The 12143-nt window shown below is 59.1% G+C and carries 11 protein-coding genes; 2 read left to right on the top strand and 9 right to left on the bottom strand.

All coding sequences use genetic code 11. The annotated features are described in order from the left end of the window. The first annotated feature begins 187 nt into the window (after window positions 1-187). Entirely contained in the window at window positions 188-499 is a 312-nt protein-coding gene (locus tag ASD12_RS35265) for a hypothetical protein (protein WP_244482823.1), read from the top strand. A gap of 307 nt (window positions 500-806) precedes the next feature. Here the strand turns inward: ASD12_RS35265 and ortB are convergent, their stop codons facing one another. Further along, the gene (gene ortB / locus ASD12_RS10890) at window positions 807-2207 is read right to left on the bottom strand and encodes a 2-amino-4-oxopentanoate thiolase subunit OrtB (protein ID WP_056585255.1); all 1401 of its coding nucleotides are present in this window, start codon (window positions 2205-2207) and stop codon (window positions 807-809) included. Between ortB and ASD12_RS10885 the strand changes: the two genes are divergently transcribed. Then, window positions 2206-2505, top strand: coding sequence for a hypothetical protein (locus ASD12_RS10885; RefSeq protein WP_056585253.1), 300 nt, complete (start codon window positions 2206-2208; stop codon window positions 2503-2505). The two genes, ortB and ASD12_RS10885, sit on opposite strands and share 2 nt — an antisense overlap. 102 nt (window positions 2506-2607) lie before the next feature. On the opposite strand, the gene ASD12_RS10880 is transcribed toward ASD12_RS10885, so the two are convergent. The 8 genes from ASD12_RS10880 to ASD12_RS10845 form a co-directional block, all read right to left on the bottom strand. After that, window positions 2608-3618 carry a branched-chain amino acid ABC transporter permease gene (locus ASD12_RS10880; protein WP_056585251.1) on the bottom strand — a complete coding sequence of 337 codons (1011 nt, stop codon included), beginning with the start codon at window positions 3616-3618 and terminating at the stop codon, window positions 2608-2610. Continuing rightward, window positions 3618-4502, bottom strand: coding sequence for a branched-chain amino acid ABC transporter permease (locus ASD12_RS10875; RefSeq protein WP_056585249.1), 885 nt, complete (start codon window positions 4500-4502; stop codon window positions 3618-3620). The genes ASD12_RS10880 and ASD12_RS10875 overlap by 1 nt, the downstream gene beginning before the upstream one ends. Beyond that, complete coding sequence (locus tag ASD12_RS10870) at window positions 4499-5230, bottom strand: ABC transporter ATP-binding protein (protein ID WP_244482822.1); 732 nt, start codon at window positions 5228-5230, stop codon at window positions 4499-4501. The genes ASD12_RS10875 and ASD12_RS10870 overlap by 4 nt, the downstream gene beginning before the upstream one ends. Further along, window positions 5227-5958, bottom strand: coding sequence for an ABC transporter ATP-binding protein (locus tag ASD12_RS10865; protein ID WP_056585247.1), 732 nt, complete (start codon window positions 5956-5958; stop codon window positions 5227-5229). Before ASD12_RS10865 ends, ASD12_RS10870 begins: the two co-directional genes overlap by 4 nt. Window positions 5959-5982: 24 nt before the next feature. Continuing rightward, entirely contained in the window at window positions 5983-7158 is a 1176-nt protein-coding gene (locus ASD12_RS10860; RefSeq protein WP_056585245.1) for an ABC transporter substrate-binding protein, read from the bottom strand. A gap of 34 nt (window positions 7159-7192) precedes the next feature. Further along, window positions 7193-8974: a hydantoinase B/oxoprolinase family protein gene (locus ASD12_RS10855; RefSeq protein ID WP_056585243.1), complete on the bottom strand. Its 1782-nt coding sequence runs from the start codon at window positions 8972-8974 to the stop codon at window positions 7193-7195. Next, complete coding sequence (locus tag ASD12_RS10850; RefSeq protein ID WP_056585241.1) at window positions 8971-11037, bottom strand: hydantoinase/oxoprolinase family protein; 2067 nt, start codon at window positions 11035-11037, stop codon at window positions 8971-8973. Before ASD12_RS10850 ends, ASD12_RS10855 begins: the two co-directional genes overlap by 4 nt. 104 nt (window positions 11038-11141) lie before the next feature. Beyond that, window positions 11142-12074 (bottom strand): 3-keto-5-aminohexanoate cleavage protein, encoded by a 933-nt coding sequence (locus tag ASD12_RS10845; RefSeq protein WP_056585239.1) that lies wholly within the window; start codon window positions 12072-12074, stop codon window positions 11142-11144. Between the last annotated feature and the right edge of the window lie 69 nt (window positions 12075-12143).

Below are 12143 nucleotides of genomic sequence, written 5' to 3'. Positions count from 1 at the left end.
AAGAACAATTCGGACTGGCCGCTGTCGATACCGTTCCACTGATGGAGAAGGTCTATCTGGAGCTAGTGCGGGCGCAGGTGTCGGGCCACCTCCAAGGAACCGGCACCAGCGACATGCCGGTGCGCAGCGCTTTCATGCGACTCCAGGCACTGCAAGTGTTGAGCCCGATGCCAACGGTAGCTTCGAGGTGCCACTGATCTCGGCCGATCTATTCCAGCAATTTGACGCCGTGCGCCCGATCCTGGCAGGCTCGGTCACCGAGCTCGCTACGAAACTCGTCAACGTTGACAATCTGCGCGCCATCCGCCGTCATTGCCCGGAGCTCACCCCAAGCGGCAAGCAGCGGCGACATCGACGGCTATTTAAGCAAGAATCCCGACTTCAAATTCTCGATCTACCGCCACCGCGGCAACGAACTGATCGAGACGGTTGGGATGCAGGTGGCCCCTTCCTATGGCACCTGCGCATCGACCCGGCCGGCACTCTCGGCATCGACTGAACAGGTCGTCGCGGCGATCGAGACCTGCGGCGGCCAGCGGGCGCGCAAGGCCGCACGACTAAGTATGGGTTCGAGCTTGCGGGGATGGCACAAGCTGAACCGATCGACAACCGCGGCCCGGAACGGACGCGCTTTCAGGGCGGGGAGCATTCTTGGCGACCTTTCAACTGCCTCGCCGCCGCTCGGAACAATACTAGAGAGGCAGGTGCTCGCAACACCAGCAAGGTCTCCCCTCAATTCAACTGAGCATCTTTCTCACCGCGCATCGCCAAGGCAGCCGTTGTGCGTGCCCGGGAATACCAACGAGTTAATCGGGCGACCAAGTGTTTGCAGCGTCCATGACATCCGCCAACTCGGACCGACTATCACAGGAAATGAATTCTGCTTCTCCATCTAGCAAACCGCGAAGTTCGCCGACAGCCTTGCGGATAAAAGACGTTTTCAGCGTCGCCAAATCCACATCCCTAGTCTGCAAGGCGTCGAAACTTGACGGAATGCAAATCACATTTCCCGGCGAGTCCTCTTCGCCGCCATATCTGACGTCGACCCCCATCGAACGCGCGAACGCGAGCTGGGAATTCGGCACCTTGCCGGCTCCGGTGTACTCGGTTTCGGTGACCACGAGCACCCGGTCCCGATCCATGGTCCGCGCCAGCACCAAAGCGGCCGCAAGTGAGGTGTTTCCCGCCGGTCCTCGTTCAAGTCCCTCCAGCCGCGCCAAGAGCTCCGTCGCGTAGAAAACTTGACCTTGCGAAACGAGCAAAAAGCGATCGAGGTATCGCAAAGGCCTGGCAGCATTTCGCGGCACATCCACACGGTCCGGCCAGGTCGTGAAAGGAACGGAAAAACCGGTATGCCCGGTCGTGAAGGATTTGCGATTGAAGTCTTTGTCTGAGGCCATATGCAGGCCCTGCAGGTCGACGCTGACCCCAATGATTTCCGTGTCGGCCGCACCTGCGGCCCGAAGACCCCTTGCAGTTCCGGTTACCATTCCGCCGCCGGCGTGGGTCGCCAGGACCGCGTCTGGGAAGCGACCCGTTGCCTCGCGTGTCTGTTGCGCGATCTCAAAGCCGAGGGTTTCGATACCTGCTATACTGAACGGGGTATAAAGCGAAGCATTGAAGTAACCGGTTTCTTCGAGGACACGAAGCAGCATATAAAAAAGTTCCGGACCAACGGTAGTCTGAAGAACCTCAGCACCCAAGGCCTCGCATTTGCGACCCTTTTCGAGGATTTCGGGTTGGCCACGACCTGCACTATCGAAAACCTCCTGTACTACTATCGCCTTGAGGCCATAAGCCGCCGACTGAGCGGCCACGGCAGCGCCGTAATTGCCGCTGGTTGCGGCAACCAGACCGGGATAGCCTTTCAGTTTAGCGTGGTACGCCGATAGTGCTGCCCTGCGATCCTTGAAGCTCCCTGACGGGTTGGCAGCTTCGTCCTTCACAAAAATACGTGCCCCTTTACCTGGCAAGGCGCGACGCCGAACGAGCTCGGTCACATTGCGCAGCTCGAGCAACGGAGTATTCCCTACGCCCGTCTGACGTTGAATTTCGGCTATGCGATGCAAATCATAGCCGATGTTGGCCATGAGGTTATCATAGTCGAATGCAAGCCGGCCCCGGCTGACGCGCGCGTAATCAATCCCTGTTGCCTTTAGGAGGATCTCGGACCGACGGCTCATGACACTGGTATAGTCATTCTCCATGGACGAGTTCCTCTTTAAGCAAGGTAATTTCGCTTATAGCCGCCGCCAAGGCGGGGTCCGGTTGACCGAAGCCGTGACCGGTCACGGGTTGCACCTCGGTCAGTTTGCCCGTGATTTGTCGGCCCGCGACGGTCCGGATGACCACCAAGTCACCTATCAAGGCCTTCTCCAGGAGATAGCCATTGCAGCGGACGACATATGGTGTGGCAGCAGTGTCCGAAACCAGACCTGGAGCACGCTGATCGGGCTCAAGCAACGTAAACATGATTCGAACAAAGGTCTTCGGGGGGACTTCTAAACTCGTCAATTCATGCCTCCATTGCGCCTGCAGGCCGACGCCGCATGCGCAGCAAATGCCAGACGCTCTCCGTTGTTACGTCCTTGGGATCATGGCGTGCCGTCATTTTGGGCTTGCAAGTCGGCTAGGCAGCGCAAGTTCGTGCCCGCCCATGAGGCCGCTCGGACGCGCCCTCAGCACGAAAAGCATAATCAGCGCGAGAGCAATCTCGCGCATGCCCGGCATTGGCGGGATGGCGATACCGCCCACAGTGCCGCCACCCGCGCCGACCCTTAGCAGCTCTCCGACGGTCGCAATAAGCAGAGTTCCCATGACAGCACCCGAAATGCTGCGCATTCCCCCTATGACCAGCATCGCCAATGTGAGGAAAGTGAACTCCAGGTAAAATTGTCCCACGGACAACATACCAAGAAAATGGCCTTGCAAAACACCACCGAGCGCAACCACTGCGCCCGACAGAACAAATGCCACCAGGCGCAATCGATGGACCGCGATACCAGCGGCCAAGGCTGCTGCCTCATCCTCGCGCGATGCTTCAAGCATCAACCCGATGGGGGAATATTTGAAAAAAAACGCGACGGCGAGGGCGATCAACGCGCAGATAGCTGCCGTGCCGGCACCAACATCTAGCGGCAGGCCGACGAGCGAACTGCTTCCTTTGGTCAACGAGTCGGCATTGGCAAGTATGGTGTTGATGATGACAAGCCAAGCGAGGGTAGCGATACTGGCCGCAATACCTGAGAGCCTGACAACGGCGATGCCGACGATCAAAGCGAGGGTGGATGCGAAGACAATGCCAATTGTCGCGCCGGCAGTGAGGCCGTATTGAGTGGCGAGGACGAATGCCGGCAACTTAGGCAGAAACAACTTCTTTGCAACGATCGGCATCGTGAACCAAGCGGCGCCATAAGCGCCGAGCGCCGCGAAGCTCGCATGTCCGAACGATAGCACGCCCGAATTGCCGATGAAGATCGAAAGACCGAGCACGACCACGAGCTTGATGAGCATGTCGGTCACAACACGCTGCACAACCGGATTGCCCAACGCGCCAATGGCTGCAACAAGCAACACGATAAGCGACAGTATGACCAGGGTGGACCAATGCGCGCGCATTACACACGCTCCCTTTCAGCCGCGCTGCGAAAAAGTCCCTGCGGCCTCAACAGCAGCACTGCGATCACCGCGGCATATACGAAGGCTTCGCGGAACACCCTGAGATCGGGGGGCAAGACCGCTTGAAGCAATACACTGATCGCACCGACTGCTAGACCTCCCAGCACAGCACCCGGAAGATTGCCCATGCCCCCGATGACCGTGGCGACAAAGCCGACCAAGGCTAGTTGCAGACCCATGGCTGGCGAGGCCGTTCCTGTCTGAGCAGCGTATAGAATTGAGACCACCGCCGACATGATGCCGGCAAGGCCGAAGCCGACTGCGATTACCCTGTCAGCCTTGACGCCCATGAGACGCGCCATTCGGAAATCCACAGCTGCGGCACGCATCTCGATACCAGTGCGCGTGAGGCGCAAAAAGAGGCCTACACCCAAGAGCAGGGTGCTTGTTGCGGCGATCGTCACGATATTGAGCAGCGGGATGCGCACCGTTTCGACCTGGATAGCCTGACCCAACCCCGGCAGCACATCAAAGCCAATCGGGCGCGCACCGAAAAGCAGAACGAGCCCATTCTGAAGAAAATAGCTGACCGCGAAACTCGCAATCAGCAGCGTGGCTGGATCGGCGTTCCGCACAGGACGAAAGGCCAGTCGTTCGACCGTGAGCGCAAGTAGCACGACGACGACGACGGCCGCCAACGCCGCCAGTGGGAACCACGCATTCGCCAACATCATGAGCGTATAGACGCCGACGGTGACGAACTCGCTCTGGGCAAAATTGACAAGCCGCATGATCCCGAAAAGCAACCCGATACCCAGGGCCGAGATCGCATACAATGCCCCGACACTTATAGCGTCTATCAAAGTTTGGATCGCGAACGTCATGCGCAAACCTCATGTTCCTCGGCGCCCAAATAGGCCCTGCTCAACAGATCCGAAGAAAGTACATCGGCAGACGCGCCGGAAAGCCGAACCGCTCCGTTGGCCAATACAACGGTCCGATCCGCGACTTCAGCAATCCTGGCGGGGTTCTGCTCCACCAGGAGCAGCGCCACGCCTTGCTGGCGCAAGTCCCTAAGTATCTTGTAGACCTTATCGACCATAATCGGCGCGAGGCCGAGCGACGGCTCGTCCAGGATCAAAAGGCGCGGGTTCATGAGCAGCGCACGCGCTATGGCCAGCTGCTGTTGTTCGCCGCCCGACAGTCTTGTGCCGAAACCCGTCCGGCGCTGGCGAAGGATTGGAAAAGCATCGTATATACGTTCGAGCGCATCGCGCCTTGCTTGCCTGCCGACAGCGCCATTCAGGCCAATGAGCAGATTCTCCTCAACGGTGAGGCCCTCAAATATGTGGCGGCCCTCAGGAACGAGAGCTACGCCAAGCCGTGCGATGGTCTCGGGGAGCAACCCAGCAAGTGACATGCCGTCGAAAAATATGTCCCCTGACGATGGACGCACGATTCCAGCTATTGCCAGGGTGAGCGTCGACTTCCCGGCTCCATTGGCTCCCACGACGCCAAGCGTTTCTCCCTCCCCCAAGGATAACCCGACATTCCGCAGCGCCGGAACGGGGCCGTAGGCCGCACTGAGGCCGTCAATTCGAAGCAAGGTCATTGTTTTTCCCCGGAGACTTCGCCTAGATACGATGCTCTGACGGCCGGATCGCGCCGCACTGCCTGAGGCGATCCGCGCGCGATCACACGCCCGCTGTCGAGCACGACGAGCCGCTCGCATGTCGACATGACAAGTGACATATTGTGCTCCACGAGCAGCATTCCGGTTCCGGTATTCTCCCGCACCTCAAGGAGGATGGCCTTGATGTCCGCAACTTCAGCGGGCGTCATGCCTGCTGCCGGTTCGTCAAGCAGCAGAAACCTGGGTTTGAGCGCCAGACTGCGCGCTATCGCCAAACGCCGCTGGTGGGCATAGGAGAGCGATCCAGCCCGCTGATCGCGAAGATCCGAAAGACCGAGCATCTCGATGAGAGTGTTCGCAGTTGACAAAGACCCACCCAGCGCCGCCGCCGCAGCCGCTACATTGTTGACGACCGACAAGTCCTGAAAAAGACGCACGGCCTGGAAAGTACGCACAATTCCGGCCCTGGCCACAAGATGCGGGGACAGGCCGCCTATTGGACGGTCGCCCAGCTTCACGGCCCCAGCCGTGGGCCTCTGGAAACCGGAGAGCACATTGATCAGCGTGCTCTTTCCTGCTCCGTTCGACCCGATCAGCCCCACTATCTCGCCAGGGCCGATCGCGAGATCGACCGCCCTCAGCGCCTCCAGGCCGCCAAATCTGACACTAATGGCTTCCGCGACGAGATGCTGAGAGGCGGTGTTCATGGACAAATGCCGATCCCTGAGCGACTAAAAGCTCACTTTGGGCAACTTGGTCGTGATGAACCGCTCGATCGGCTCGTGCTTGCCGTTGACAATCTTCATGATGAGCATCGGTCGGTCGACGTTGATATGCAGTTCCGGCGTGAAGGTCGTCTTACCCACCATAAGCGGCTCAGCAGTGAATTTATCCAGTTCGGCACGCACGGCATCAGTATCGAAAGTTCCAGCACGCTCGACCGCTTTTGCCCAGGCTTCGACTACTGAATAGCCCGTCAGTGCGTGCCCCGTAACCGGCGCCACCCCATATTTCGCGCTAAAGCTTTTTACGAAGTCATTGACCTTGGGATCGGGATCATTTCCGAAAGCTGACCCGTAGACCGCCACATAGAAGTCGGAAAGGTTAGGAATGGCAGCAAGCCAATAGGCGCCGTCCATCGATTCGCTGGATAGCAGTGGCAGATCGATGCCGGCGGCGCGAATTTGGCGCACTGCCGAACCGCCATTGACGGCTCCGCAGAACATCACGAAGTCCGGCTGCGGAGAGTTGGCCTTGATCCTGGAAATCTGGCTCGCAATAGAGGTGTCGTTCACACCGTGAAATGTGTCGCGACCGACGATGCTTTCTGCAGAGCTGAGTTCTGTCCAACGTGCTTCGAACGAGTCGCAAACTGACTTGGTATACTCGACCATCGTGTCTTTCAGTATGTAGACGGTCTTGAAGCCCTTCTCGTTGTGAGCCCATTCAGCGAGCGTAGCGCCCTGGGAAATCGATGCGGTCGACATCGTATAGGCATTCTTGCCAATTCCCTGAACGCCAAACTTCGGATCCGCCGCGCAGGACGAAAAGGCGATGACGTTCTGCGATTCGGCAACCAGGGCCGCCGGCGCGCCGAAATCGAAATCACAAGTGACCATGATCATCTTGGCGGCCTTGCCTAGAACGTCGGTAGCGGCAGTGGCCCCTTGAGCGGGGTCCGACTTGGTATCGGACTCAACGGAGATGATCTTCTCCCCCAACAACCCGCCCCTGCTGTTGATGTCGTCGATGGCCAGCAGAGCGGCTTTCAGAGGTCCGTCGTCATAGGGCGCTACGAAGCCCGACAGGGCAAGTGGAAAACCAACCGTCACTGCGTCATCTTGAGCAGACGCAGGCAAAACTGAAACGGCTACGGCGGCAAGTGCAGTCAACATTAGGATTTTCATGTCCAAGTTCCCCTTTTGGTTCTTTCTTCCTTGACTAATTGTGGTGGTGGTCTGACCTGAGTGCTACGGTAGCTTCAAGATCGACCCGGTCTCCTGCGACCGCGACACGATAGACGTTGCGTGCACGCTCCGGGGTAATCCAACCCTCGGCAACGTCGCGAGCGACGGCGTCGGGATCCCGTTCTTCCGGAAACCCGTAGCCCCCGCCCCCGCAGGAGATCGAAAGCAGCCTTTCCCCGTCGCGGAGCGTGACTTGTGCGCAACTGTCGAGTTGGGCCTTGCGGCCTTCGGAAGTCAGGCGAAACTGGTTGGCGTTACCGCCGTTCCCACCGCCGCGTACGCCCCTTGCCGCATTGATGGCGCCGTCACTCACATAGCCAACGGAAATGCAACAACCGACTGGACCGAACTCGACGGCCACGGAGGGCGCACCGCGATAGCGGCCCGCGCCCTCGGTATCCGGAACGAGTTCGCGCGAATATACGTGGATCGGCTGGCGCAACTCGTCGAGTTCAACGGAATCGACGTTACACAATCCGCCATTGCCAACGTGGCAGATGGTTATCCAGGCATCTGCACCTGGTGCCGCAGCTCCGCCGGTCATGCCAAGGCAAAGCTGGTTCACGAAGTGCGCTCCGGTGGTTGGCTTCACACCCGAAATCACGCCCGCGGCAGGCGGGATCACTGCGCCGCATTCGGCCAAACCATACCCGTCGGCAATGTCGGCTATTGCTGCCTGCACGACATTGGCGACGCGATCGGCGATGTTGGTCGTTGCGACCGACGTCGAGGTCGGATGGCGTGGGATCCCCACGACGCAGTTCTCGCGCAGGGACAGCTCGATGCGGCGAAAGGCGCCTGCGTTCTTTGGCACGGAATGATCGATTGAATTGAAGATTCCGACCATCGCAGCGGTCCGTGCGCAGGCTTCCGACAGATTGAGGCCGCATGGTAGGCAGTCGATGTTGTCCGTTAGATCGACCTGAATACGCGCTTCGCCCGGATCAATCGAAACCGTTGCGTTTACGGTTACGCCTTCGGCTGGTGTCCCTGGAAAGGGGTCGTGCGTGCTGGACCGTTTTGCCGATCCGACCGGCATCCTGCGAATGGCGTCCTCCATCCGGCGTTCTGAGTAGTTGAGCCATTCACGTGAAAATGCCGTCAGGAGGTCCCATCCGACTTCGGCGGCCATTGCCATGATCTCCTGCTCGCCGATGCGCGCGGATCCAATCGCAGCAAGGAAATCACCCCACCATTGATCGGGCACCCGGATGCGCATACGGCACATCCGGACAATGTCTTGGTTTGTCTCGTAGTTTTCCTGAACCTTGGTGGAGGGGAAAATGAGAGCCCCTTCTTCGTAAACGTCGCGCGCGGAGCCGTGATAAGTCGTTGGAATGGAATTTCCGACGTCTGCCTGATGCGCTTTCGCCAATACCGTAAAGCGATGGACGCCTTTGTCGTCGATCACCGGCACAAGGATCGTGTGATCGGCTGCATGGCTGCAGCCGTGATAGGGTGAGTTGTTCAGGAAGGCATCGCCGCGCTTCAACATCGGTGCGACTTCCTTCATTATCCGGGCCATGATATCGGGGCCCGAGAGGACGTGGATCGGAAGACCTTCATTAGCGACCAGCAACTCGCAATCTGCGGTAACGATGCAGCATGAAAAGTCTCGGGCGATGTTCAGCACACCAGACCGCCCCGTGCGCAGGAGCGTGTTGGCCATCTTGCGCGCAACGCCCTCAAAGCGATGGTTAAGGAGCGCCAAGGTGACGCTGTCCAACTTGGCAGTATTCTCCTTCAGAGCAGTCATTGGCTTTGTTCCACCTCGATCAAAAGGCTGCCGGACTGCTGTCGTGTGGCCACCGCTCCGGGATCGACAACAATCGTGGTGAACGAACTCTCGACGATCGCGGGCCCGCTCACAGCTTCGCCGATAACCAGGTTGTTGAACTGTCGGACCGGTACATCGACCCAATCGGTCGAATGGAAATAAGCCGCCCGGTTCGGGCGCTCTGCGAGAGTCGCCGCGGATGTGAGCCGCAAGCCGGATTGTTCACGAAAGCGGCAGTTGACCTCGGCTGTCCACGCAATGATCTCGATGGGAGAGATGGGGTCCGAAAAGCCGAAGAGATTCTCATGCGTCAGATGGAAATCCTGAACGAAACTGGCAAGCTCCGCCTCGGAAGCAAGTTTGCCGCGCAATAGCACCTCGATCTCCCACACCTGCGTGTCGTAGCGCGCATCGACCTTGAAGGTGATCGCAGTTTCAACGGCGCCGGCACCAGGTCCATCGATAAAAGCGCGGCAGCGCGAGGAAAGGCGGTCGAGAGTCCTTTTCACGCCATCAAAATCGAGGGAAGACGTAGAGACGAAGAAGGCGGCGTGAAAATCCGCCTTGAGACTGGACATCATCGCCCCGGCAGCGGACAATGCTGCGCCGGTGTCGGGGATGATCAGAGTGCGGCAGCCAAGGCGGCTCGCGATACGCACGGAATTGAGTCCAGCCGCGCCACCGCCACCGACCAGCACGGCCTGTCGTGGATCCACCCCTTGGTTGACAGTGATATCTACGATAGCCTGCACCATGTTTTCCGTGGCTATGCTGATTATGGCGTTCGCTGCCTCGGCAACACCCAACTTGAGCGGATCCGCAATCTGGCGGATTGCGGCAACGGCCAGATCGCGGTTAAGCTTGATCGCGCCGCCAAGAAAATAGTCCGGGTCGAGGTGACCGAGTGCGATCGAGGCGTCGGTTACCGTGGGCTCCACACCGCCGCGACCGTACGCAGCCGGTCCAGGCACTGCGCCTGCGCTTTTGGGACCGACCCGCAAAAGACCGCCCGAATCGATCCACGCGATGGAACCGCCGCCTGCCCCGACGCTTTTCACGTCGACCCACGGAAATCCGATCATCGTGCCGCGATACGGCTCGCCGATCCAAGTCTCACGCGAGGTCGGAATGTGCCCTTTACGCACAAGGCTGACATCGTAGGTTGTCCCCCCGGTGTCCGCCACGATCGCTGTGTGGGATCCACTTTCCATCAACGCATAGTGACGGCCTGCGAGTGGCGCCATGGAAGGTCCGGAGTTGACGATATGGATCGGGGCTTCCGCCGCATCGCGCGCATCTATGACACCTGCGCCGGACGTCACCACCAACGTTCGTCCCGCAAAGCCCGCCTCATGGAGCCGGCTTTCAAGCGTACGCATGTAGGTTCCCATGGTTGGCTTGAGGGAAGCATCCACCGCCGCAGACGAGGCGCGGCGGAACTCGCGGATTGTCGGATTGAGCGCGTGCGACAGTGTGAAGGGCACACCTGGCAGGCATTCCGCCAATAACTCTCCGATCCGCATCTCGTGTGCAGGATTGATTATCGACCACAGCAAACAGACCGCCACTGCTTCGATTTTCCGCGAGGCCAATTCGGCCGCGGCTGCGCGTACCGCAGCCTCGTCAAGCGGGACCATGACCGAGCCATCGGCGCGAACGCGCTCAGGAATCTCGAATGTCAGGCTGCGCGGGACATAGGGTTGCGGATATGGGTCTGTGAAATTGAAGGGATCTGAGCGACCTCCTTCACGCAACACCAAAACATCCCTGTGGCCGCGCGTGACCAGGAGGGCCGTTCGTGCTGTACGGCCCGTGATAATCGCATTGATAGCGCGGGTGGTTCCGTGGACCAGGATCTCACCGCGACGAAGCAATTCGCCTAACGTCATGCCGTACGCGTCGGCTGCCAAGGTCAACGCGTTCAGCAATCCCGTGATCGGATCGTCGGGCGTCGTACGGGCCTTGAACATCCGGCACTCACCCTCGTCGTCCTCGACGATGAGGTCAGTGAAAGTGCCCCCTGTATCTATCGCGAAACGCATCAATCCCGTATCCCGTCTATCAGCCCGGCTTACCCTGCATCACGGCTCATCAGCTTACCGACCACATGCCTTCGGACATGGTCACTGGATGCGCACGAAAGGGGTCAGAATGCCACCCGGTCGCCCCCCTTCAGATTCAGCATGTCGCGCGCCTCTTCGGGCGTGGCGATTTCCATGCCCAAGTCCTCGACGATGCCCCTGATCTTGCGCACCTGCTGAGCATTAGAATTGGCGAGCTGGCCGTGCCCTATGTAGAGGGAATCTTCCAACCCCACTCGCACATTGCCGCCCAAGAGCGCGGCCATCGTTAGAAACGCCATTTGCGCCTTGCCGATGCCGAACGCGGAGAGTCGGTAGTTGGACCCGAACAGGCGGTCAGCGGTCTGTTTAAAATACATCAGGTTCTCAAGGTCGGCACCCATACCGCCCGCTACGCCGAATATGCCCTGAATAAAGAAGGGGGGCTGAACCAAGCCGCGGTCAGCAAAAATCTTCAAGTTGTAAAGATGGCCGATGTCATAACACTCGAACTCGAAACGAGTCCCATAGGCTTGACCAATATCAACCATTATTCTTTCGATCATCTCGAAGCTATTTGGATAGAATGACTTCCAGCTGGACTCGACATATGCCTTTTCCCAGTCATGCTTCCACTCAGAGTATTTGGAGGCGAGTTGGGCGAAGGAGAAGTTCATTGAGCCCATGTTGAGACTGGTTACCTCGGGTCTCGCCGCGTGGGCCGGCGCCAGCCGTTCCTCGAGCGTCATACCCAGGGCGCCACCCGTGGTCAGATTGAGCACTGCCTTTGTCGACTGCTTGATGCGCGGCAGGAACTCCATGAAAAGGTCGGAGTTCTGCGTCGGCCTTCCCGTCTCGGGGTTGCGCGCATGTAGATGAATGATCGCGGCGCCCGCCTCCGCCGCCTCAATCGCCGACGCGGCAATCTCGTTCGGTGTTATCGGAAGATGCGGCGACATGGTCGGCGTATGGACGCTACCGGTGACGGCACAGGTGATGATGACTTTGTTACCGAACATAATTCCGGCCCCTTACTGATCTGATGTTGCGCTTGCGGCGACAGCCGGACCGGCGTAGCGGTCCATTCG

It is taken from the genome of Mesorhizobium sp. Root102 (assembly GCF_001425625.1).
GTDB lineage: Bacteria > Pseudomonadota > Alphaproteobacteria > Rhizobiales > Rhizobiaceae > Mesorhizobium.
Note: the sequence above shows the minus strand (reverse complement) of the source record. Positions and strands in the feature narration are given on the sequence as shown.